The sequence below is a fragment of the Echinicola arenosa genome, from assembly GCF_014841125.1.
Classification (GTDB): domain Bacteria; phylum Bacteroidota; class Bacteroidia; order Cytophagales; family Cyclobacteriaceae; genus Echinicola; species Echinicola arenosa.
In genome coordinates this window covers 223,134-247,147 of record NZ_JACYTQ010000005.1, presented here as the reverse complement: position 1 = coordinate 247,147, position 24,014 = coordinate 223,134, and the positions used below count along the sequence as shown (strand labels likewise).

Here is a 24,014-nt window from a genome sequence, read left to right as displayed (position 1 = left end):
ATCATATTATTTTAGGAAAAAATTGGATTCCAAAAAAATAATTTCAGGAATAAAATGGACCAGTATCCAATTTGTTTTGGATACTGGTTTTAAGTTTACTATTAAATTAATACTTGCCAAGCTTTTAATACCTGAAGAGTTTGGTTTAATTGGAATGTGTTCAATATTTATTGCAGTAGCAACTGCTGCTTCGGAAATGGGGATGACCTCAGCATTGATTCAGAAGAAAGATAATAATCTTGCTGAAAAAATGTATCCGACTGCTTTTTGGACAGGATTGCTTTGGGGCGCAGTTTTGTTCATATTTATGAGCTTCATTGTAGCCCCATTTGCAAGTGATTTTTTTGAAGAGGAAAAATTAAACTATTTAGTTCCATTTTTAAGTATAGGTATTATTTTACGTCCGTTGAGCATTGTACATGTGGTAATTTTAACCAGACAAATGAATTTCAAGGTAATTGCTCGTACTACAAATTTCGCTACTTTAGTTTCTGGAATCATTGCAATAATTTTAGGTTATTATGGGAGCGGTGTATGGGCTTTGGTTGTTAATAATATTCTTGTGCCTCTTTTGACAATTCCACTCTTGTTTAAAGCGACTAAATGGCTTCCCACTAAAACTTGGCATAAAGAGCATTTCAAAGAAATATTTTCTTTCGGGGCATACTCTTCGAGTACCGGAATGTTTAGCACTCTAACATACAATATTGATAATATGTTAATAGGTAAAATGTTGGGAGCCGGTTATTTGGGAAGTTATACACTGGCATTTTCACTAACGGAGCAATTAAGGCAAATGGTAAGTTCAGTTATGAACAAGGTAATGTATCCTGTTTATGGAAAAAATCAAGATAATACTGAAAAGCTAAAACATTATTTTTTAACGGTGGTTAACCTAAATTGTATTATTCTTTTTCCTGTATTTATGTTTTTAATAATTTTTTCTAGCGATATAGTTTTATTCTTTGGTCCAGAATGGAAAAATGCAAATCTGCCTCTAAAAATACTTTCGTTGGCAATGATAATACATTTAACGGTCAATTCATTTACTTCTATTTTACGAGGGATGGGAAAACCAAAATTAGAAATGAAAATTATTTTAGGATTAACAATAATTGTACTAATTCCTGGATTAATTATTGGTATTAAATTGTTTGGACTTTTAGGTGCGGCATTAGCGGTACTGATTAATAAAATAGGTTTAATGATAACTGGGCTGGTTTTTCTAAACAAGTATATAAATTTATCAATAAATCAACTATTTAAGGTTCTCTATAAATCAGTTTTGGGTGTAACGGTGTCTTCTAGTATAATCTACTTTGGGAAAGAAATTGGAGGGGTAGAGAACATACCTGTTTTAATGTCTATCTATTTTTTTATTTCATATATAATTATTTTTCAACTTGAAAAAGATAAAATAAATAAAATTATTAAGATATCATTTTAATTACATGAGAGGTTTAGTTAAAAGGGCTAAAAACTTAGTCCGAGCATTTTTGGATAGTAGACTATCATATTTGTTTATAAGATCCAAATTTATGAGTGGGTTATACTACATTTTATTTTCAGGAAACTTTAAGAGGGAACAATATGCCGTTTTGAATGGTAAGGTATCTCACTTAAAAAAGTTAAAGAACGATAAGTCTAATATATATACATTGATTAGAAATACCCATAGAATAGAAAAAGGTCTTTTGATGCGGCCTAGACGGAGGGTTTTTGCCTTAGATTATATTGAAGAAACTACAGATGCTTTTATTAATGTTTGGGATAGGAATTTAGTAAGTAGCGAAAAACAGCATAAGTGGTTTTATGATGTGTTGTTTGAATATTTTAAAGTAACTGAGGAGCATGCTGTAATTTCTAATTGTAGAAGTAAATTTGAGGCAAAAACAAATGGGTGCTTTAAAAATGGAATGGTTGATAATCTATCCATTCCTTATAATCGCGATGCAAAATCTCGAAGTACGATTACGTATGATGAGTTTTACAAATTGACAAAGTACAGAAGATCTGTAAGGTGGTTTCTATCAAAACCTGTTCCTAGAGAATTGGTTGACAAAGCGATTTTGGCAGCAGTTCAATCTCCTAGTGCATGTAATAGGCAGCCATTTGAGTATAGAATTATAGATGATGCGAACCTTTTGAGAAAAGTTCGTTCGATTCCTAGGGGGGTAAAAGGGTATGAAAATGGTATTCCAATGATTGTGGTGGTGATAGGGAATTTAGATGCATATTTTCATGAAAGAGATCGACATATAATATATATAGACTCGTCCCTGGCAAATATGACATTTATGCTAGCTCTGGAAACCTTAGGTTTATCATCCTGCTCAATTAACTGGCCTGATATTGAAGAATTAGAGTTAGAAATGGAGGAGGTTCTTAGTTTGGAAAAGTATCAAAGACCAATAATGTGTATGGCTATTGGTTATCCTGATCCGGAAGGAAAAGTAGCATTTTCTGAAAAAAAATCTTTATCAACTATTAGAAAATATAATTAAGTGAAGAAGTTAAAAATTCAAATAGATGGAACTAACACCTTAAACAAGGGAGCGGAATTAATGTTAGTAGCTATTCTTGAGCAAATAGAAAAAAAATCTCCAAATAGCGAGGTGATATATAATTCTGTATATAAAGGTATTAATGCGGATGAATTAGGCCTTAATATAAAAATAACTAGGAGATTTGGTCTGAAATTTTCTAGAATAGCTAGGGGGATATTAAAAAGAATAAAATTATCCGATAATTATTTTACTTCTAAATATGCCATTAAGAATGTTGATTTGGTACTTGATGCTTCAGGTTTTCAGTTTTCAGATCAATGGAATTACTCAAATGAAAAGATTGAGAGTAATGAAATTTACTATAGAAAACTAAGTAAGTTGGGGTCAAAGATAGTTTTCCTACCTCAAGCATTTGGTCCATTTGAAAGTGTTAATGGAAAGGAGTCTGTTAATACTATTAATAAATATGCTCATATGATCATAGCACGAGAGGAAATATCCTATAATTTTTTAACTAATGCAGTAAATGGAACAAATAATATTTATAAATATCCAGATTTCACCTTATTAGTAAATGGAATTGTACCTAAAGGATATGAAGGGTTAAAAGACTTTGTTTGCATTATACCTAACTCAAAGATGATAACACATACTGATGGAACATCAAATGAGTATGTAGAGTTTATGAAAGAGTTGGTACAAATGATTGAGAGAAATGGACATGAAGTTTTTTTATTGAATCATGAGGGAAAGGGAGATATGACAATATGTGAAAAAATTAATTCAATATTAAAAAATAAGTTAAGAATTGTTAGCGGCTTGAGTGCTAAAGAAATAAAAGGTATAATTGGAAATTCAAAATTAGTAATTTCCTCAAGATATCATGGTGTAGCTAGTGCATTGAACCAAGGAATTCCGTGTTTTGCAACTAGTTGGAATCACAAATATAAAATGCTTTTTGAAGATTTTGGTATTGAAGATGGTGTTTTAGAGATCAAAGACAATATGGAAATGATAGAAAAAAAAGTAATAAAAACATTTGAAAATATTGATGATATAAAAAGGATATTAACCCACAAAAAGGGTGATTTGAAGGATGAAGTTAATGAAATGTGGGATAAAGTTTGGATGTTAGTAGAATATGAAAAGTAAAATTCTTTTTTTTCACCATAGTGGAAACTTAGGAGGCGCACCAAAAAGTTTAAGTTATATTCTAGGAGGTATTAATCATGAAGAATTTGATGCCAAAGTAATGAATATATTTAATGGACCTGGTAATGATGTTATAGGAAATGTAGGTGTTCCATTAGAAATTGTATCTGGGATAAGACCCTTCCATGGTTCTAATGTATCACCTAAAAGTATTTTACTGCTTTTAAAGAACTTTTTCTTTTTGCAGAATAGTATAAAAAATGCAAAACGGATAATTAAAAAGGAAAATCCTGATATTGTATATCTTAATAGTACTTGTTTGTTCCCGGTCGCAATAGCAGCAAAAAAAATCAATCCAAATCTAACAGTTATTTGTCATGTTCGAGAACCAATTAGGAAAGGAATATATGGTTTACCTTTAAGATTTTTTTCAAAAAAGTATGTTGATGGTTTTATAGCAATCAGTGCTTATGATATGAAGTCTCTTAATTTTTCAAATTCTTTTAATGATACTAAAGTTAAAAAAAGAATCATTCATAATTTTGTTGAAAAAGCAGAATTTACTAAAAGAAAGTTGAACATTGATGGAAGAAAAGATTTTGGGATAAATAAAAAAGATATCGTTTTTCTTTATTTAGCTAGGTTTTCACCTGGAAATGGTTGGGAAAAATTAATTTCTTACGCAAGAGAAATAGTCTCCAAAGATGATTCTGTTAAATTTATTTTAGCTGGTGCAAATGATAATTCACAAATAGAAGCTAACAAATATGAAAACATAATATTACTTCCATTCATAAAGAACCCAGAATCCTTGATAAAATCTTCAAATATTTTTGTATGTCCATTCGAAGAGCCACACTTTTCTAGAGGAGTAATAGAAGCTTCATCACATGGAGTACCTATTTTAGCAAGTGATGTTGGCTCTCTTAATGAATTAGTGTTACATGGTAAAACAGGCTATTTGTATTCTAATAAAAATGAATTTTTAAAATTTGCATGGAAGTTAATTAAAAATGAAGAATTAAGAGAAGGCTTAGGTGATGGAGGTATTGAATTTTCCAAAAGGAATTTTTCGTTTGATTTGAATCTTAAAATGACATATGATTTTATAGAAGATGTTAGAAAATCAAATATTTAAAAAAGTTATCAAAAGTTTTTGGCCTCCCTTTATCCTGGATAAAATATTTAATGTATTTCACATAAGGGGAAATGAATATTTAGAATATCCTGTAATTCGTGGTAGAATTTATATTCGAAATAAAGGAACGTTATATTTTGGAAGAAAAAATATATTTAATTGTGGAAGAAATAACATTATCGGAGGCGATGAAAAGTTTAATATTATTGTTTCTGAAAATGCAAAATTAAAGTTTGGAGATAATGTTGGTGTTTCTAACTCCACCTTCATATGTAGAAAATCCATTAGTATAGGAAATAATGTCTTAATTGGAGGAGGATGCAAATTTTACGACACAGATTTTCACTCCCTTGACTTCGAAAATCGAATGAGTCCATATTTAAATAACATTCCTGATAGAACGGTGAAAAATCGTGGTATTAATATTGAAGATGGTGTTTGGATAGGTGGACATTGTATTATCTTAAAAGGTGTTACGATTGGGGAAAGATCAGTGATAGGAGCTGGAAGTGTAGTAAGTAAGAATATTCCCAAAAATGAAGTTTGGGCAGGAAACCCTGCAAAGTTTATAAAAAAAATAGATTATATATAACCAAATTAATTTGCATTTTAAGTCATATCAATGTACTTGTCAATAGTAACAATCAATTATAATAATTTAAACGGGCTTAAGGATACTTTTAAATCCATTAAAAGTCAAAAGAATGTTTCTTCAAATGATTATGAATATTTAGTTATAGATGGACTTTCTAATGACGGTAGTCAAGAATTAATAAAAGAGTTTGAATTGATTGATAATTATTTGATTGAGGCGGACCAAGGGATAGCTGATGCATTTAATAAAGGAATAAAAAAATCAAGAGGGAAGTATTTATTGTTTCTGAATTCTGGGGATTCCCTTTTAAATGAACATAGTTTACTCAATGTTATAGAGGCTTTAAAGAACAGTCAAGCTGATATATTGGTGAAGAAAGTGGCTATGGTAGATGAAAATAATAATATTTTATATACAATAGGAAAAGAGTTTAATATCTCAAAACAACGTTACAGAAATTATCTTCCGCATCAGGGAATGTTGATTAGGAGAGATCTTTTTCAACAGTATGGGCTTTATGATATTTCTTATCGCTTAGGAATGGATTATGAGTGGTCAATTAGGGTACTAAAACAAAATCCATTTACAAAAATTGAATTTATGGATGAGTGTCTTTCAAGAATGGCAGTTGGGGGGGTTAGTCAGACAAATTTCAAACAAACTTTTTTGGCTTATCATAGGGCCCGGATGAAGAATGGGATCTGCAATCCTGTAATATCATTGATATCAAGTAATTTTTTTATTATTAGGAGGAGTATTGGGTTACTCATACGGGGCTATAAAAAAGGAAACTAGCATAGTAGTGATTAAGTTTATTTCGGTATTAATTTTTTTTATTTCCCTATCTGTTTTGTCAATTTATACAAAAGGAGACCAAGAATTATATATTAAAGCTTATGAGTCATTTCAGGGAATAAATTTTTTCTTGGGTTATGTATTGTACTATAAAATAATTGGTTCAAATGAGCCTGTCTATTACTTTTTAGCCTGGGGTTTTTCAATTTTAGGAGTTCCTAAAATTGTATTTGCTTCTTTGGCAAACTCTATTTTAGCATTAACATTTATAAGGTTAGGAAAGAAATATGGTGTTTCGGTTGTTGTGCTTGTTTTATTGTGTCTTACGAATTTTTATTTTATCGCGGTTTATACTGAATTAGAAAGACTGAAATTTGGTTTAATTTTTTTCTTGCTTTCTCTTTATCATATTGATGATAAAAAGAAGTTTTATTTTTTTGTTATCGTTACAGTTTTTACTCATCTCCAATTTAGCATCTTATATTTAGGAATGGCTTTGATTTATATAGTTCCTCAGATAAAAAGAATATTTTCTTCATTAAAGCTAAACAAAAATATACTTTATTTGGGACTGGGGATAGTTTTAGTTTTTTTTATAATGAAAGGTCATATTTTGAGAAAGCTTGGGTTTTACTATGAGGGAATCGATTTAGTTTCGTGTTTAAAAGCTCTTCCATTGTCAATACTTTCCGTTTATTATTCAAAAAGAAGAGGAGAGTCATTAATCATAAATTTCGTTCTATTATTAGCAATAATGGTTGTTGGAAGTGATAGAATGATTGTCTTGGTCTTTTTCTCTTTTTTATATTATGCTTTACAATATAAGAGAGGGATTAATTGGGGTGTAATAATTACTATGGTTTACTTTGGAATTAAATCTATTGGTTTTTTAGTTAATGTTATTGAAAACGGCAGAGGTTATTAAATGAAAATTATTCACTTAGTAGAAAATTTAGATGACAGTTATGGAGGACCGGCAAAGTCCGTTCCCTTTTTGGTTAAATATTTGCAAAAATTAGGTGTTGAGAATGAGATGTTGTCAGTTAGATTTGATAATGAAGAGTTCAATCAAGTGATCAACGAAAATAGTTTAGTCTGGAAATCATTCAAACATACCATTTCATTAAAACTGAGATTTTCAAGCTTATTAACTAAGTATCTAAATGAAAATATAGTTGGAGATGAAATAATACTTCATACTCACAATTTGTGGAATTACATTCCTTTTGTTGCCTATAAAAAATTTAGAAAGCGTAAAAATGTTCGTCTAGTTGTGGCTGTGCGAGGATCATTATATCCATGGTCGTTAAATCAGGGCACGTTTCAGAAAAAAATTGCGTGGTATTTGTTTCAAAAGAATATTCTCAATAATTGTTCATGTATACATGTTACTGATATTGGAGAACTTGAAGCGGTTAGGAGTTTGGGGATTAAATCTCCAATAGCTGTGGTGCCGAACGGGGTTGAGTTGTCCGAATTTAATAACACCAAGGATAATAGAGTATCAAGAGAAAGGTTAAGATTAGAAGTTAGCAAGAAATACATATTATTTTTGTCAAGAGTTCATCCGAAGAAAGGCATAGAATTTTTGATAAAGGGTTTTTTGAAGATAAAGGATAAGTACCCGGAATGGCAAGTACTAATAGCAGGACCTGTGTATGATAAGCCCTATTTAAAAAAAATTGAGTCCTTAATTGAAAGAGCAAAAGCGGCGAATAGATTTCATTTTTTAGGAATTCTAAACGGTGAAAAGAGATTGGATGCATTTTATTCGAGCAATTTATTTGTACTGCCAAGTCACACAGAAAATTTTGGTATTGCTATCGCAGAGGCTATGGCAGCTAAATTACCGGTAATCACTACAAAGGGGACTCCCTGGAAAGAGATTTTAGATTATGATGCAGGGTGGTGGGTTGGTCTATCGCAGAAAAATATTGATAGATGTTTAGATGAGGCCCTAGGAGAAAAGAATGAAAGTTTGGAGAAAAAGGGTGAGAATGCTCATCAACTAATATTAAAATATGACTGGGAATTTCAGGCCGAAAAAATGAAACAAGTTTATCATTATCTGTATGGTCGTGGTGATAAACCAAAGTTTATGTATACTAATAATGATAAAATAGGAAAATAAGTAAATTATTACATTAGGTGAAAGTAAGTATAATAACAGTTTCATACAATTCTGCTAAAACTTTGCAGGATACTATAGATAGCGTTGGAAACCAGACTTATCCCAATATTGAATACATAATAGTAGACGGTAAGTCTAATGATGGAACTGTTGAGATAATAAAGAAAAATAACTGTACTGTTTCTAAGTGGATTTCTGAGAGAGATAAGGGGTTGTATGATGCCATGAATAAGGGAATCAAGATGGCAACTGGGGATATAGTTGGAATAATCAATTCTGACGACTTCTATTCCTCTTCTCAGTCTATATCTGCTATAGTCGATGCTTTTAAGGGGCATGAAGTTGAATGTGTATTTGCGGACGTAGAGTTTGTACGCCCTAGTAATCTAAATAAAACAATTAGGTATTATTCAAGTAGAAATTTCGCACCATGGAAGTTTAGGTTTGGCTACATGCCGGCACACCCTACTTTTTTTACTTTTAGGAAGAATTTTGAAAAATATGATTATTATAAAACTTACTATAAAATAGCTGCTGATTTTGAATTATTAACCCGGTTTTTGTTAATTAATAAACTTTCATATCACTACATACCCATGTCTATTATTAAAATGAGGACGGGTGGAGTGAGCACAGCTTCTCTCGACAGTAAAATAGTCATAAATAAAGAGAGTTTAATAGCTTTGCGTGAAAATGGAGTAAGGTCAAATTATTTATTCTTATATTCAAGATACCTTACTAAGGTGTTTAGTTTTTTTCCTCAAGTAAAAAAAATGTATTCAGGTAAGAAGAACTAATAAAAAAATCATTTGCTTGAAATTGAACATAAAAATAGTAATAGCTTTATTGCTGTGTGTGGCGAATTCCAAAATTATATTTGGGAAGGATTTTTACGTATCTGTCAATGGTGATGATAAAAATACTGGTTCATTCGAAAAACCATTTAAATCGTTAGAAGGAGCACGAAATGCTATTAGATTTTTAAGGAATAAAGGTGAGGTAAATGAAGATATTGCAGTTTACTTTAGAGAAGGTATCTATATTTTTAGAAGGTCAGTTGAATTTGATATCCGTGATTCCGGGGACGAACATAAAGTTTTGTTCTCAAATTATGAAAACGAGAAAGTAGAATTTGTTGGGGCTCGAGAATTGTTTTTTGAAAAGAAGGACATGAAACTATGGCAGACGCATATAGCGGCTTCCAGCGGAGAGCCTTCGTATTTTGAGCAGCTTTTTGTTAATAATGGTAACGTTTATAGAGCAAAGTCTCCAAATGGGGACGAGCTATATAGGGTAGATAAGGTCGTTCAAAAAGTTATAAATCAAGGGAATAGCCGAATTCCTTTAAGTGCTAATATCTCGATATTTCATGATGAATCTTTGTTTTCAGAAAAGGATAGTATTAAAGCACATGAACCTCCTTTAATAGTATTATTCCATAAATGGGATAATACGAAGAGATATTTAACCGAAGGAAAGATTGAATCCGGTGAGCTTTTATTTCAAGGAAAGGGTATGAAACCTTGGAATAAATTTGATGATCATAGTCGATTTTATGTTGAGAATTTTTTTAGCGCATTGGATTCACCGGGGGAATGGTTTCTATCTCAGGATAATGTTTTATATTATATTCCGAGGAAGGAAGATTTGAATGGTGGAAGTAAGTTTTACATTCCGACAACTGATAAACTAATCTATATAAAAGGAGATTGTAAATCTAAGAGATTGGTACAAAATATTACTTTTGAGGGAATTGAATTTAAAATGACTGGGTATAAGATGCCTGATACTGGAAATGATCCGTTTCAAGCTGCAGCAAATATTGATGCTGTAGTTACAGTTGATTGTGCAGAAAACATATTATTTAATAGGTGTTTATTCTCAAAACTTTCATTAGGTGCGCTATGGTTCAGAACTTCAGTTGTAAAAAGTGAAGTTAAAAATTGTTTGTTTGAGAACATAGGGGCTACCGCAGTTAAGATAGGAAATATTTCGGTTACAAATACTAATGATCCTGGTAACATTATATCAAATAAAAACATTATTTCAAACAACATTATCAGAAATGTTGGTGAATTATTTCCCAGTGCAACAGGTATATCAATTTTTCATTCAAGTGATAACATCATACAGAAGAATGAGATATCCAATTTGAAGTACACTGGAATTTCAGTTGGATGGGTATGGGGCTATAAGGATAGTAAAGCGAGAGGAAATAAGGTAATAGGAAACTACATCCATAATATTAACGGAAAGTATTTAAGTGATTTGGGAGGAGTCTATACTTTAGGGACTTCAGAAGGTACAGTAATATCTAATAATGTTATTCATGATGTGGAGTCAAGAGAGTATGGAGGCTGGGGACTATATGCAGATGAAGGCTCTTCATATATAACATTCAAAAATAATATTGTTTATAATTGCTTTGCAGGTTTTCACCAACATTATGGTAAAGAAAATATAGTGGAAAATAATATTTTTGCCTTGAATAAAAAGTATCAACTAAAAATCACCAGAATTGAGCCTCATAATTCGTTGACTTTTAAAAGTAATATTATCTATTCTAATGGAGTAGATTTTTTTGAGGGGAACTGGAGTAAAGCTAAAATCAAATCTGACAATAATTTATATTGGGACACAATAGAAAGTAATCTGTTATTTGGTGATGATGATTTTGAAAACTGGAAAAGCAAAGGTAGGGATACAAATTCACTGGTTGAGTATATAAAGGTATCGTACAATGAAGAAAAGTTTTTGAAGATTAATAATAAGAGGTTATTAAATAAAATTGGTTTTAAAACAATTGATACCAGAAATATCGGTGTTGACTCTTCCAATAAATGGAAGACCAACTAAAAGGACGTTAAGTATTGAATTCAAGTAGTTCATTTAAAGCCATCTCATTTATTTGGGATGGCTTTTTTTGTGCTGCTTTCTTTTATATTACTCCCCTAAAAAAACATCCCAAACACTTCCTCGAATCTTTCAAATAGGTAATTGCAATCTTTGGACATCAGGGAGCGGTTTCTGGAAAGGGGGCGAGTAGGTTTATTTCTATGCTTGGCATTCTATTTTGGGTGATCACCAATCATCTGGATATAACGGTTTGAATTGTGCCACCCTTTTCGGTCAAACTGTGCCATTTGTCTATTCCGGCGGTGCTGGGCCTCGGATTCCGGGAATCATTGGGCCACTTTCCAAGTGCAATAATAGGGTTAAAATTTACCAAACCATAAACTGGAATTTCAAATTCCAAGGATAGTAAAGGGTAGTCACAGACTATACATAGTGGAGACATCGGAAATTGTTTTTTCGAAACGAAATAAGAACTCTGAGATAACCAGGTACTTAATCCAACTTTATTTCTTAATTCCAACGTCTAAAAGCTAAAAAATCCCACTCCTCAATTCATCTTCAACCGTTTAAACGCCGTACTGAACAGATCATAATCTTCCAGATCATCAGGTCTGCAGGTCTTTCTTCTTCTAACTGGTTTTCCTTTCCTGAGGGCCCGGAGTTCCTTTGACTTGGGGTGGAAATACTGTACTTTATCATCTTGGATATAGCTTACCTTTTTGTTCATATATCCGCTCGCATGATGCCTGATCAGCCAATACTCATCCTTCTCCTTACTGATCAGGGTCCGATCCCGGGTATGCTGGTACACAGACCCAAAAGGAAAAAGCCGTTTATGATACCAACTGGCATCCAGATCAAAACTGAAGCCAAACATCAGGGAGGTGTCGAACCAACAGAGCTTCAAATGCCATATCAGCTCAAACAAAGACGGGTAAGCCGTTTCCTTGATCAGCTTTTGATATCCTCCAAAAGGTAGCTCTTCTCCGGTATTGGGGCGTACCTCCCATATTGTATTGCTACTGTCTAGCCGGAGCTTTCCACTGTGCAGCATCCAAGCCAGGTGTACCAGCTGATAGGTGAAACTACTGGGATTTTCCATTTCTTCCTGCCCCAAGGAAGTTACTTTTCTGGCTTCCAATATCTCCAGAAAAAAATCCAAAAGTGATGCTTCGCTAATTTCATATATCGAAAAATATTCTCTATTTATCATGGTACCGATAGTTTAAGTAAAACAGTCAAACTTTTATTTTTATTCCTAAAAATCACCCCCATTCAAAAATACAATAGACCTTAGGTTCAAATGCCTAATCATCTTTTCCTATCTTAGGATACTTATTCTACTTTTAAAATCGTCAAAAAAAGCCAGTTTTTCAAATAACAGTTTAAGTTAGACTAGTCCTTACAAGCCCATTTAGTTTAATATTATTCTTTGCAATAGAACATAATATTAGGAGTTTTCTTACCCCTCTTCTGATTCAAAACTTTGGTTGAAATAGTTTTTTTATAGTGGAATTGCAAATTTCAAGTATAGGAAGGCGTAGTCACAGACTACACCCAGTTGGGGGGGAGGGATGAGATTACTGTTTATTTATTCAACAGTAATGCTTTTTTTTCTCTTCAAAGGCATCTATCACTAACTTCTCCAATACTTTAAACTCTACACTTAAAATGGTTGAGGTAATGGATAAAGGGGTTTTGTAAGTTCTTATGTTAGATTTCAATAGCCGCCTTTTAAATCCATTTTCAGCCTTGTTTACATACTTCTGTGGTTGGAAAGTGTAGATCAACAGCCAACTTTTTTTTTTTAAAAGAATGCGTCTGAATTTCTTTGATATCTTCCCACTCAATCAGTCCAATACTTGATAAGTTGGAATGGTCAATTATTCCGAGTTCATTGATTTCTATACCTGAATTTTTTGAAAGTAACTTCCACGGAACTGTCACGGCAATAGTTCCAAAGAAAAGAATTGACAGAACCCCGATTGTTTTATTCAGGGTTTCACTACTATACATTAAGGAGGTTAGTCCTTTTTCATCAAGCAAAGTCATAACTCCTACGGCAACGAAGCCAAGTGAACCGACAAAAACTAGAACAATTTTCAACTTGCTATAAGGTATTTTTACTTCCTGAGTCATGCTATGTCATTTAAGTTCTGCCACTCGTTATAAGTTGGACCTCCATGGATAAAGTTATTGGTTACTGGAATTACAAATTCCCAGAATAGTAGGGTGGAGTGGCATACTCCACCCAGTCGGGGACTAGTCCTTGAATTCAGATTGATTAACATTTCTGGAACAAGTGGTCAAGATAGGTCTGAATAAATAACCATCTTCTTTTGGCCTATTATTGTACTTTTTTTCCAATGAAAAACTTTATTTTGAAGCCTCTATTTTTCCGCCATTTATGAGAGTTGGGTAGTGGGGCTAGCACGAATGTGGTGTTGGCATATACTAAAAATAATCATCCTCCCATTCATAGATTCCTGCATAATAGCTACGACCGGATACTAAGTCGGTAAGCTAATTCTACGTCGGGTACCTATCAAGGCCTTGCTGATCACATTATAATCGCTAAATTACTATTTTGAATGATTTTTCTTGGTGGTAAGGTTAGTGCGAAATAACCAACGTCTAGAAGAGCTTTATAATTAATCTACAATTATGCATCTTCTGGAGGATAATTTATTTTAACTGCATTCTTCGCTAGTTTTCTAGCAGTTGTTTTTTTGATGTCCCCTTTTATTAAAGCGTGGGCATTATTTCCATCTACCGGATCATGCACATTTTCAAGCCCCAAAGAGCTGGTATAATCAGCCCTTAAGGCAAAAAGTCGAAATCTACGAGGATTCTGAATACTTCTCTCATAAGTGGTAAGGCGTTCAATATCTACAGACAAACCATCTTCTCCTCTTTTAAGGGAAAAACACGAAGAAGAAGGCGTGCCGTCTGGTTTGATTATAAAATCAGGTGGGGCATGCTCCAATCTTCTCAACAAACGGTCTTCTTCTAATATGTTTTCTTTTCCTGAATAAGATTCACTCATTAAAAAAATCAATTAATGCTTCATAATGATGTTCCAAATCTCCTTCTAGAGAACATTCATCATTTGTATAAAATAATAGTTCGGAATTTCCATCGTCATTAAAATACAATTCTACAGCTTTATTATTCTGGTTGAATTCTATTAAAATTTCCCCATTTACTCCCGGTGCTAGAAAATAAAAAGGCAATTGCCAGTGGGCAGAATCTAATAAAAAATCCTTTGCAAGCTGCATGGAAGTTGCAGAGGGTTTAGAAGCACCATAGCTGTCCCAATTTTCATTAATCTGTCCCACCTCTGATAGCTTGTGCATCATTTTTACAACAAGCTCTGGCAAGTAGTGGGTGTTCGGAAATACAGTGCTCACAGTGGCCAAATCTTCACCATAATAAAAAGATGGCCTGAAGAGGGTAGACCCCTGCGTAGTTCCATAAGTTGATACAGGTTCATTAACTAAAGCTTCCATAAAAATCTTTTTTGCAAAGTTCTTTAAATACATTTGAAGCACAGGTATGGGCTTTCTCCAGCCATTCTACTAACTCAGTAAAATCAGTTCTTCCGCTTCTAGAGAGTCCCGTTTGCCATATGAATAAAGGTTTCTTCTTATTGTTTTGACCACTTGACATGTTAACGTTAAGGGTGCCAAGATTGTTTACCTTAAAGGATTGATCAAACCGGAAATTTTCCAATTCTCCTCTGGTATTAAACTTGTTTTCAAAGGCTATATTGATATGCTTTTTCACAAAACTTTCCCATGATTCATGACCATATTTTTCTACCTCTACCACATCCACATACCTCAGCGTACAGCCAACAAAATTAATCTTTTGTTCATAAGCCTTCAACAGAAAACCAATAGTTTCCTTGATTAAAGGGTAATAATTGTCTTCCCAAATATAGTTTTTCTCCGTATCGTTTACAGTTAAAATGCCAGGGCCGAATTGAATAACCGGCCATGTTTTATTTCCTTTCCAGAATTGGTACATGGTCTGGTAGCCCATCATTTGAGATGGTATTTCTGTAGGTACTTTTGAAATTTTCAAGGGGAATTCTCCTTTAATAAAGTCTTGAAATTTACCCAAAGCAAAAGGAAATCCGGCATCTATCATTTGCTTACCAGATGAGTCAGGGGACAATTCCCATCGAACTTCAAAAATAACCTCTTGAAGAGGTGCATTGGCTAGTTTATTCATGATATATTACAATATATCAATCTTTTTAGGTAATGACCAAATTCCATTTAAATAAATGCCCCCTCCTTTGAGTAATAATTAATATTTAGAGGTGAAATTGCATCTACACCTTTGTATGGGTTTATCCTCGAATTTGATAAGATAATCTTACAAGCCCAGTTAGTTTAATATTATTCTTTGCAATAAAACATAATATTAGGAGTTTTCTTACCCCTCTTCTGATTCAAAACTTTTGTTGAAATAGTTTTTGTATAGTGGAATTGCAAATTCCAAGGATAGGAAGGCGTAGTCACAGACTACACCTAGCGGCCGTTTCTTTATTACTTGGCGGAAATATCTCTTAAGTCTTTTATTTTGGTCAACAAGTCTCCCATTTCAACACCTAAAATTAAAGCTATTTCATACAAGTTCTCATATTTAGGTTGTTTGGTGTTCCTACACCATGAGGATACAGTGTTAACATTTATTCTGAGCTCTTCTGATAACCATTTTTGAGTCTTTCCTTTTGTTGCTAAAACAGATTTTATGCAATTATAATTTTTTGAAATGGACATTTATTAAATCAAATCTATACCTAAAAAGACAAATATATCAATTTGATTTTATCTTAATTGCAGTTTAAATATGTCTAAAAGATGTATAAATAATACTAAAAGAAATAAAAATATGTTTTATAGATTGTTTATTGGGTTGATTTTTATATATTTGATTCATTGTTAGTTCTTTGTTGCAGATAAGTAATAAAGCTTGAGGGTTTTTATTTAATCATAATCTATACCTAATAAAATGAATACAAACCCAAACTTCATTTACGAAAAGATCATCAGAAATCCAGAGTGATTTCCAGATAGTAAAACTTTTATCGCAATTCGTTGGCTGCATTCGTCCCTTTCCGGAGGGGACGTCTGGTAGGGCAGCCTGGCCCGGAGCAATATTAGCACTGGGTTTTTATCAATTTCTTAACTAATGTAGAAGTGTTGGAAAAGACACTAGACGTCAGATTTAAGACGTGAGACTTACCCCCTAAATCCCCCTGAAGGGAGGGACAAGCGTAAAGAAAACAGTCTGTGACTGATTTTAGCGAGTAGCCAGCTTGCAGGGCAAGTGATTTCGTTTACGAGATCGGTTCCTCACCCTAAAGGGGGAGGCTAGGAGGGGGTAAATACGAGATTGCTTCTTCCCTATGGTCATCGCAATGACGGATTTGAGGACGTTCTCGACTCCGAAATCCAGTCTTGTGTCTAGCATCAATCATCTAGCATCTGACAAGACTCCGAGTCTTGTCCCAATACTTTCTACACAACCGCAGTTAAAGCATGAAAAAAACAACATTCACATGCTTCCTGGCATTGCTATGCCTTTTTGGAAGTAAAATTTATGGAAACCAAGGACAAGTTGCAAGCACCCCACCTGCGGGGGCGGTAGGCGATACCGTCACCCGGCAGGTAAAGCCACTGGAGGTGGGCGATCAGGTGCCCGACCTGCTCATCGAAAATGTCCTTAATCATCCGAAAGGGGAAATCCGGCTCTCCGATTACCGGGGCAAGCTGTTGATTCTGGACTTCTGGGCCACGTGGTGTGCGCCTTGTGTGAAGGGCTTTCCCAAATTGGATAGCCTGCAGCAGGAGTTTGCGGGAAAACTGGAAATCCTAGCGGTGACCTATCAGTCCCAAGTAGAGGTAGACAAGCTCTTTTCGAGGTTGAAGGGGCTTAGGGATATCGAAATGCCCATTGCGGTTTCGGACAATACCCTCCGGCAGCTTTTTCCGCACAGGACCCTACCACATTACGTTTGGATCGCTCAGGACGGCAAGGTACTCGCCATCACAGGGCCGGAAGAGGTAACGGAGGCAAACATCGCCCAAGCCATCAAAACAGGCAGGGCCTCCCTTCGTCAAAAGTCCGCCATGGTCAAAAGCTTCAGCGCCGAAGTACCGCTCTTATTGGGCAACCGGGACTTGGAAAAACCCCTGATCGCACAGTCTGCCCTCACGGGATACATTGAGGGTGTCTCGGGCATGTATTATCCCACTGATCCTAGACCGGAGAAAGGTGTCAGGATCAGCATGTATAACCTGCCCCTGGCCTGGGTCTTCCGCTATGCCCATTTCGAAAATACCCCGGAGACCTATTTCGGCGATAACCGCATGGTCTACGAGGTGGCGGATCTGTCAGATTGGATCAATAAGGAAAAGGGGGAGGCTTACTTGGATTGGCTTAGGGACGGCCATGGCTTCTGCTATGAGCTGATCCTTCCATTTGGACAAGCGGATAAGCGCTATACCTATATGCAGCAGGACTTGGACCGCTATTTTCCTCAATATCTGGTCCGCAGGGAAAAAAGATTACGCCCAGTATGGGTCCTTCAGCGGATACCCGGAATGGAAAATTACCATACCCAAGGAGGAGAGGAAACCTCTTCTTCTGGCCCTACGGAACTGCATCTGCAGAACTTCCCCATCAGGGTACTTCTTAACCAGCTGAACATCTTCTACCTGCAGCGCAGTGAGCGTCCAGTCGTGGATGAAACAGGGATCACCGAAAATATCGACCTGCACCTGACGGGTAAGCTGAGCCAAATCGCATCCCTCAAGGCCGCGCTCAATAAGCATGGCTTGGACCTGGTACAGGGAGAGCGGGAAATAGAAGTATTGGTCATCAAAGACCGACCACTGACCATCAAAAACTAGACAAACATGAAAACAATCTTTTACTATACACTCCTTACCCTGACGGCTTTTTTGATCAGCAGGCCAGAAGCTTTGATGGCACAATCATTTTATCGTCTGGAAGGGACCGTACACGCTCAGTCCTCGGCAGAAGCCTTGCCCGGAGCAAGCATCCAGCTGTTGGGCACCCAAAAAGGTACGGTCACTGATGCAGAAGGTCGCTTTTCCATGAACCTGCCCAAGGGACTATATACCCTCAAAGTCCAGTATATCGGCTACCTGCCTGTAGAAATAGAGGTACAGGTGCCCTATAAGGGAACCGTGTGGATCACCTTGGAAGAGAATGACTTGAACCTCACAGGGGTGGAGGTGGTTGCCACAGGTTACGAAAAAATTCCCAAGGAGAGGACTACTGGCTCTTTTGCAGTGGTGGATGAAACCCTCATCTCTAGAAGGACCAGCACCAATCTTTTAGATCGCTTGGAGGATGTGACCCCTGGTTTGGTATTCAACCGCACGGCAGGAAGTGAAGACCCCATCAGCATTCGTGGCAGGAATACCATTTTTGCCAATAGCTCCCCATTGATTGTCGTGGATAACTTCCCCTATGATGGTCCATTGGAAAACCTCAACCCCAATGATGTGCAAAGCATCACCGTGCTCAGGGATGCGGCGGCGGCCTCCATCTGGGGAGCCCGGGCAGGTAATGGTGTCATCGTCGTCACCACCAAATCGGGTCAATACAGTCAGGGGATGAAGGTTTGCTTCAATGCCAGTACCCAATTCATCGAAAAGCCGGACTTGCATCTTTCGCCCAAGATTTCCATAGCGGATCACATCGGTTTGGAGCAGGAGCTTTTTGAGTTGGGTCGCTTTAGTGCTGCGGAAAATAACATCAACAAGACCCCGCTATCTCCGGTCATTGAGGCCCTGATCAGTCATCGGGATGGTGACTTAAGTGTGGAAGAACTGGAAGCACGGTTGGCCGTTTTTAGCACACAAGACAGCCGAAGCCAACTGGAAGATCATTTCTACCAAGCGGCCATACAGCAGCAGTACGCCCTCAATATCCGGGGAGGCAGCAAGCAGCACCGCTATTACCATTCCTTGGGCTATGACCGCAACCGGGAAAATACCATAGGAAACAGCAGGCAGCGCATTACCTTAAATTCCTCCAATACCTGGAAACTGGTCCCGGCCTTGGATCTTTCCCTGGGCCTCTACTATACCCGAGATCAAAATGACCGAGGTACAGATTTGCCGGAGCCTTACCCCTATGAAAACATAGTAGGAGATGACGGCACGGCACGGCCGATCATCAGGGATTATAGCAGCAGGTTTATCGCCAGTACAGTAGGAACGGGACTTTTGGATTGGCAATACAGGCCCTATGAAGAGATTGGCTTGCTGGACAGAACTGCCTTGACCAATGAGGCCCGTTTTACGGCAGGACTAAATTACCGCCTTGCCCAAGGACTAGAGGCCAAGGCTAAATACCAATATTGGCAATCTAATACTGAAAACCGAAACCGTTTCCCCGAGTCCAGTTATGAAGTAAGGAACCAGATCAACCAGTTTACGCAGGGGAATGATTTGGGCAGCTTGGACTATCCTGTACCGATGGGGGATATCATGGACTTGGGCCAAAGCACTGGGCAAAGCCATACTTTCAGGGCACAGCTCAGCTATGAGCACGCTTGGGACAATGGCCATTCCCTGAACTTGATGGCAGGTACGGAGCTAAAAGATACCCGGTGGGATAGTCATTCCAATCGTTATTATGGCTATAATGATGAGTTGGCTACCAGTGTGCAAGTGGATCATGTAAGCCAGTACCGCCTGTATTACAATGGTTTTTATTCGACCATTGGGGCAGGAGAAGGGCACAGTGGTACCACGGACCGTTTTGTGTCCTATTTCCTTAATGGTGCCTACCACATTGGCCACCGATGGGATATTACGGCCAGTGTTCGTAAGGATGCCTCGAACCTCTTTGGGGTAGAAGCTAACCAAAGGGGAGTGCCGCTATGGTCAGTTGGGGCAGGTTGGGCACCCAGTGAAGAAGCATTTTACCATTGGGAGGGACTGCCTTACCTAAAGATCAGGGCCACTTACGGTTATAATGGCAATATCGACAAGTCTGTCACGGCTTATACCACCGCCCAATACTTGCCAGGAGCTTATAATTTCCTCAATGGACTTCCCTATGCCCAGATTGCCAATCCGCCAAATCCGAACCTTAGATGGGAAAAGATCAGCATCGCCAGCCTGGGGCTGGACTTCGAACTTTCGAATAATATTCTTGGCGGAACCATCGAAGCTTACCTCAAAAAAGGAGACGACCTTTTTGCCAATAACCCCATGGCGCCCACTTCAGGTGTGTTTACTTATAAGGGGAACTTCGCCAGCACCCAAACGGTGGGTATGGACATCAATCTTCGGAGTCAGAACCTGAATAGACAGCTCAGGTGGACGACCGATTGGCTTTTCAGTTGGGTAAACGAAAAGATCACTGCCTACGAAACCAAAGCCTCTGTAAGGGATTATATGCGTTTTGCAGGCGGCTCATCGGTGCCTTATCCATTGGAGGGAAAACCGCTCTATGCCATTTACAGCTACGAGTGGGCAGGCTTGGATCCAGATACTGGTGATCCTCGGGGATACCTGGATGGAGAACCTAGTACCGATTATGCTGCCATCTTTGATGCCCTTACGCCCGAAAATATACACTATCACGGCCCTGCGAGACCTACGGTATTTGGATCACTTAGGAACACCTTGGCCTATAAGGACTGGTCCCTATCCATTAACCTATCTTACCGTTTGGGCTATTATTACCGCAGGGCTTCAGTGGTATATAATTCCATCCTGAATGGCACTTGGGCGCACCAGGATTATATGGAACGCTGGCAGCAGCCCGGGGATGAACAGCGAACGGATGTCCCTTCCTTTACCGAAAGCCTGAATACCAATAGGGATAATATGTACCGCTACTCGTCGGAACTGGTAGAAACGGGCGACCATATCCGTTTACAGGACGTTCGACTCAGTTATACCTTGGAGAAAAAACGCCTGCCAGCCTTGCCCTTCCAAATGGCGGAGATTTATACCTACGCCAATAACCTCGGTATCCTTTGGAAAGCAGCTAAAGATGATCCCTTGGATCCTGATTTCAGAAGCAGCAGGCCTCTGAAAAGTATAGCCTTGGGATTGAGAATAGATTTTTAAAGCATGAAAGAAATAGCTCCGTCCACCAATAATTTATGTTTAACTATAAAAAAATCGAATTATCTGTATGAACAACCAAGGTGGGCGGGGCTTGTTTTTGGAGAGTAAACAAAAAAGCAAAGATGAAAGCCCCGTACAGTAGTCGGGACAGGCCCCGTACAGTAGTCGGGACAGGCCCCGTACAGCGGTCGGGACAGGCTCACTATCCTACATGGTGGCTATTGAATATTAAAAGAAACGGCTTCGTCCACCAACTCAATTTATGTTTAGTTTAAAACAAATTGTTTACAGGGTGATACTAAAAAGGCGGTGGGCGGAGTCTAGTTGTTCCAAGTCTCTAGCAAAGCGGTGACTTGGAACTCAACTAAAAGGGAGCCTCCAGACTCCCACTAACGTAAACGAAAAAAAAATAAAGAATAGTAAAAAAAATGAATTGCGACAGCCTCTGAGACATAAGACCAAATACTCTTGCTAAGGTGAACAAGCCTAACTACTTAATACTATGTACTAGCTTCTAGTTGTTCCAAGTCTCTAGCAAAACGGTAACTTGGAACTCAACTAAAAGGGAGCCTCCAGACTCCCACTAACGTAAACGAATAAAAAAATAAAGAATAGTAAAAAAATGAATTGCGACAGCCTCTGAGACATAAGACCAAATACTCTCGCTAAGGTGAACAAGTCTAACTACTTAATACTATGTACTAGCTTCTAGTTGTTCCAAGTCTCTAGCAAAGCGGTGACTTGGAACTCAACTAAAAGGGAGCCTCAAGACTCCCACTAACGTAAACGAAAAAAAATAAAGAATAGTAAAAAAAATGAATTGCGACAGCCTCTGAGACACAAGACCAAATACTCTCGCTAAGGTGAACAAGTCTAACTACTTAATACTATGTACTAGCTACTATCAACGAGTCCCTTACCGCATACTTTCTTCATATGATTTGATAACACAACATCGTCAGCGGGAAATGTTTCCAGACGGGAAACCGGGACTTTTTTAGTAGCAAGTAGTTAGATGTAAGTAGTAAGATGGTAGTATCAAGTATCAAGACAGAAAAAAGAGAAAAGAAACAAGAGGAAAGAATTTACCACCTCCTAACCTCCCCCTGAAGGGGGAAGAACCGATATCACTAATGTAATCAAGAAGTCCCACTTCAGGGGGATTTAGGGGGTGAAAACAGCTTTAGAAAACGGGATTGCTTCATTCCGCTATGGCTCCATTCGCAATGACGGAAAAGAGTCGACCTCGCCTGTCAGGTGGGCGGAGTCGAAGCTTCCGTAAACCAATCTCAAATCTCAAATCTAAATAACAATGAAAAATAAACTCAGCCCCATATTCACGATCATGATCATCAGCATCCTTCACCTTTTGACCTCCTGTGAGGAATTCCTTGACGAACGGCCCGATAAGAACATTGTCATTCCGCAGACCACGGAAGACCTACAGGCTTTACTGGATGCCAATAACATGGGAATGAACGATGCACCATCTCTGGGTATTTTGAGCAGTGATGACCTTATCATAACCGAAGAAGGTTTCCAAGGACTGCGTAACGAAATCGAACAAAACGCCTATTTGTGGAAGGAAGAAATCTTTATCGATTTTGGAGCGGACTGGGCCACTCCATATCAACAGGTCTTTTATGCCAATACGGTATTAGATCAGGCAAAGGAAATAAGCCCAGTGACTCCCGAAGAAACCTCAGAACTGGCAACCGTAGTGGCATCAGCTAGGTTTTACCGTTCCAATGCTTTTTTAAATTTGCTGTTCTGCTTTGCCCCGGCCTACGAAAATGGAAACAACGAACACAAATTGGGCATTCCCCTTCAGCTAAGTGGTTCCATTAATGAAGCTGTTTCCAGAGCCGATCTGGAGACTTCTTATGCACAGGTGATCAATGATCTGGAGGTGTGTATCAATGACCTTCCCGATATAAACGAGTATGTAACCCGCCCTTCCAAAGTAGCAGCCCATGCCTTACTAGCAAGATGTTACCTATCAATGGGAAGCTATGAAAAATCCTTGGAGCATGCGGAAGCGGCATTGTTGATCAAGCATGAGCTTTTGGATTATGCCTTGGTAGCTACCGACAGCCGATATGCTTTTGACTTGGACAGTCCCGAGTTGCTTTTTTACAATCAGGTAATATCTTATTCCTATATGGCCAGCAGCATGACATTGGTAAACCCTAGCCTATATGCCTTTTATGAGGAAGGGGATTATAGAAAAGAAGTATTGTTCAATGAACAGCCTGATGGGAACGGATTTAAAGGAAATTATACAGGTGGCTTTCGCTACTTTACAGGTTTGGCAGTGGACGAAATGTACCTGATTAAGGCAGAATGTCTGGTGAGAGTAGGGGAGATAGATGAGGGGATGGAGACCTTGAATGAATTGCGGTCTTATCGAATTAAGGAGAATTCCTTTTCGGACTTGGAGGCCAATTCCAAGGAAGAAGCCCTCGATTTGGTTTTAATGGAGCGAAGAAAAGAGTTGCTTTTCAGGGGGCTCCGATGGATGGATCTTAAGCGGCTAAATTTGGAGCCAGGAAGACAGATGGCCTTACAGCGTACGCTTGATGGCAGACAGTATGAATTATTGCCAAACTCCAACAGGTACGTGTTGCCCATTCCACCCAATGAGATCAATATTTCAGGAATAGTACAGAACTCTAGGTAATAGAAAGAAGCAGTGAAAGGAGAACCT

19 protein-coding genes are annotated in these 24,014 nt (G+C 37.3%); 13 read left to right on the top strand and 6 right to left on the bottom strand.

Annotation, left to right across the window (positions count from 1 at the left end; genetic code table 11):
- Window positions 1-22 precede the first annotated feature (22 nt).
- The 10 genes from IFO69_RS15140 to IFO69_RS15095 all read left to right on the top strand — a co-directional run bounded on the left by IFO69_RS15140 (window position 23) and on the right by IFO69_RS15095 (window position 11,174).
- Window positions 23-1,447 (top strand): lipopolysaccharide biosynthesis protein, encoded by a 1,425-nt coding sequence (locus IFO69_RS15140; RefSeq protein ID WP_192010969.1) that lies wholly within the window; start codon window positions 23-25, stop codon window positions 1,445-1,447.
- Window positions 1,448-1,538: 91 nt separating this feature from the next.
- Window positions 1,539-2,504 (top strand): nitroreductase family protein, encoded by a 966-nt coding sequence (locus IFO69_RS15135; protein ID WP_225444160.1) that lies wholly within the window; start codon window positions 1,539-1,541, stop codon window positions 2,502-2,504.
- The gene (locus tag IFO69_RS15130) at window positions 2,505-3,659 is read left to right on the top strand and encodes a polysaccharide pyruvyl transferase family protein (RefSeq protein WP_192010967.1); all 1,155 of its coding nucleotides are present in this window, start codon (window positions 2,505-2,507) and stop codon (window positions 3,657-3,659) included.
- A complete protein-coding gene (locus tag IFO69_RS15125; RefSeq protein ID WP_192010966.1) occupies window positions 3,649-4,797 on the top strand; it encodes a glycosyltransferase family 4 protein in 1,149 nt (382 codons plus the stop codon). Before IFO69_RS15130 ends, IFO69_RS15125 begins: the two co-directional genes overlap by 11 nt.
- Window positions 4,775-5,389 (top strand): acyltransferase, encoded by a 615-nt coding sequence (locus tag IFO69_RS21810; protein ID WP_317173473.1) that lies wholly within the window; start codon window positions 4,775-4,777, stop codon window positions 5,387-5,389. Before IFO69_RS15125 ends, IFO69_RS21810 begins: the two co-directional genes overlap by 23 nt.
- A gap of 30 nt (window positions 5,390-5,419) precedes the next feature.
- On the top strand, window positions 5,420-6,187 hold the full coding sequence (locus IFO69_RS15115; protein WP_192010965.1) for a glycosyltransferase family 2 protein: 768 nt from the start codon (window positions 5,420-5,422) through the stop codon (window positions 6,185-6,187).
- Window positions 6,188-6,194: 7 nt separating this feature from the next.
- Window positions 6,195-7,112, top strand: a complete 918-nt coding sequence (locus IFO69_RS15110) for a hypothetical protein (RefSeq protein ID WP_192010964.1) — start codon at window positions 6,195-6,197, stop codon at window positions 7,110-7,112.
- Window positions 7,113-8,318 (top strand): glycosyltransferase, encoded by a 1,206-nt coding sequence (locus IFO69_RS15105; protein ID WP_192010963.1) that lies wholly within the window; start codon window positions 7,113-7,115, stop codon window positions 8,316-8,318. It begins immediately after the preceding gene.
- Window positions 8,319-8,335: 17 nt separating this feature from the next.
- On the top strand, window positions 8,336-9,115 hold the full coding sequence (locus tag IFO69_RS15100) for a glycosyltransferase family 2 protein (protein WP_192010962.1): 780 nt from the start codon (window positions 8,336-8,338) through the stop codon (window positions 9,113-9,115).
- Between the two features lie 16 nt (window positions 9,116-9,131).
- A complete protein-coding gene (locus IFO69_RS15095; protein ID WP_192010961.1) occupies window positions 9,132-11,174 on the top strand; it encodes a right-handed parallel beta-helix repeat-containing protein in 2,043 nt (680 codons plus the stop codon).
- Window positions 11,175-11,721: 547 nt separating this feature from the next.
- Here IFO69_RS15095 and IFO69_RS15090 read toward each other — a convergent pair.
- The 6 genes from IFO69_RS15090 to IFO69_RS15065 form a co-directional block, all read right to left on the bottom strand.
- Window positions 11,722-12,387: a hypothetical protein gene (locus tag IFO69_RS15090; protein ID WP_192010960.1), complete on the bottom strand. Its 666-nt coding sequence runs from the start codon at window positions 12,385-12,387 to the stop codon at window positions 11,722-11,724.
- 533 nt (window positions 12,388-12,920) lie between these two features.
- Entirely contained in the window at window positions 12,921-13,313 is a 393-nt protein-coding gene (locus IFO69_RS15085; RefSeq protein ID WP_192010959.1) for an STM3941 family protein, read from the bottom strand.
- A gap of 523 nt (window positions 13,314-13,836) precedes the next feature.
- Entirely contained in the window at window positions 13,837-14,220 is a 384-nt protein-coding gene (locus IFO69_RS15080; RefSeq protein WP_192010958.1) for a hypothetical protein, read from the bottom strand.
- Window positions 14,213-14,683, bottom strand: coding sequence for a hypothetical protein (locus tag IFO69_RS15075; protein WP_192010957.1), 471 nt, complete (start codon window positions 14,681-14,683; stop codon window positions 14,213-14,215). Before IFO69_RS15075 ends, IFO69_RS15080 begins: the two co-directional genes overlap by 8 nt.
- On the bottom strand, window positions 14,667-15,410 hold the full coding sequence (locus tag IFO69_RS15070; RefSeq protein ID WP_192010956.1) for a TIGR04255 family protein: 744 nt from the start codon (window positions 15,408-15,410) through the stop codon (window positions 14,667-14,669). Before IFO69_RS15070 ends, IFO69_RS15075 begins: the two co-directional genes overlap by 17 nt.
- A 320-nt stretch (window positions 15,411-15,730) precedes the next feature.
- Window positions 15,731-15,964: a helix-turn-helix transcriptional regulator gene (locus tag IFO69_RS15065; protein WP_192010955.1), complete on the bottom strand. Its 234-nt coding sequence runs from the start codon at window positions 15,962-15,964 to the stop codon at window positions 15,731-15,733.
- A 762-nt stretch (window positions 15,965-16,726) separates the two neighbouring features.
- On the opposite strand from IFO69_RS15065, the gene IFO69_RS15060 reads away from it, so the two are divergent.
- The 3 genes from IFO69_RS15060 to IFO69_RS15050 all read left to right on the top strand — a co-directional run bounded on the left by IFO69_RS15060 (window position 16,727) and on the right by IFO69_RS15050 (window position 23,987).
- Window positions 16,727-18,100, top strand: coding sequence for a redoxin domain-containing protein (locus tag IFO69_RS15060; protein ID WP_192010954.1), 1,374 nt, complete (start codon window positions 16,727-16,729; stop codon window positions 18,098-18,100).
- Window positions 18,101-18,106: 6 nt separating this feature from the next.
- Window positions 18,107-21,307, top strand: a complete 3,201-nt coding sequence (locus IFO69_RS15055; RefSeq protein ID WP_192010953.1) for a SusC/RagA family TonB-linked outer membrane protein — start codon at window positions 18,107-18,109, stop codon at window positions 21,305-21,307.
- Between the two features lie 1,312 nt (window positions 21,308-22,619).
- A complete protein-coding gene (locus tag IFO69_RS15050) occupies window positions 22,620-23,987 on the top strand; it encodes a RagB/SusD family nutrient uptake outer membrane protein (protein ID WP_192010952.1) in 1,368 nt (455 codons plus the stop codon).
- Window positions 23,988-24,014 lie beyond the last annotated feature (27 nt).

Coding starts and splice junctions, on each gene's coding strand:
- IFO69_RS15125 (WP_192010966.1), top strand. CDS start 3,649: ATGAAAAGTAAAATTCTTTTTTTTCACCATAGTGGAAACTTAGGAGGC.
- IFO69_RS21810 (WP_317173473.1), top strand. CDS start 4,775: ATGTTAGAAAATCAAATATTTAAAAAAGTTATCAAAAGTTTTTGGCCT.
- IFO69_RS15060 (WP_192010954.1), top strand. CDS start 16,727: ATGAAAAAAACAACATTCACATGCTTCCTGGCATTGCTATGCCTTTTT.
- IFO69_RS15115 (WP_192010965.1), top strand. CDS start 5,420: ATGTACTTGTCAATAGTAACAATCAATTATAATAATTTAAACGGGCTT.
- IFO69_RS15085 (WP_192010959.1), bottom strand. CDS start 13,313: ATGACTCAGGAAGTAAAAATACCTTATAGCAAGTTGAAAATTGTTCTA.
- IFO69_RS15105 (WP_192010963.1), top strand. CDS start 7,113: ATGAAAATTATTCACTTAGTAGAAAATTTAGATGACAGTTATGGAGGA.
- IFO69_RS15055 (WP_192010953.1), top strand. CDS start 18,107: ATGAAAACAATCTTTTACTATACACTCCTTACCCTGACGGCTTTTTTG.
- IFO69_RS15050 (WP_192010952.1), top strand. CDS start 22,620: ATGAAAAATAAACTCAGCCCCATATTCACGATCATGATCATCAGCATC.
- IFO69_RS15075 (WP_192010957.1), bottom strand. CDS start 14,683: ATGGAAGCTTTAGTTAATGAACCTGTATCAACTTATGGAACTACGCAG.
- IFO69_RS15080 (WP_192010958.1), bottom strand. CDS start 14,220: ATGAGTGAATCTTATTCAGGAAAAGAAAACATATTAGAAGAAGACCGT.
- IFO69_RS15090 (WP_192010960.1), bottom strand. CDS start 12,387: ATGATAAATAGAGAATATTTTTCGATATATGAAATTAGCGAAGCATCA.
- IFO69_RS15070 (WP_192010956.1), bottom strand. CDS start 15,410: ATGAATAAACTAGCCAATGCACCTCTTCAAGAGGTTATTTTTGAAGTT.
- IFO69_RS15135 (WP_225444160.1), top strand. CDS start 1,539: ATGAGTGGGTTATACTACATTTTATTTTCAGGAAACTTTAAGAGGGAA.
- IFO69_RS15065 (WP_192010955.1), bottom strand. CDS start 15,964: ATGTCCATTTCAAAAAATTATAATTGCATAAAATCTGTTTTAGCAACA.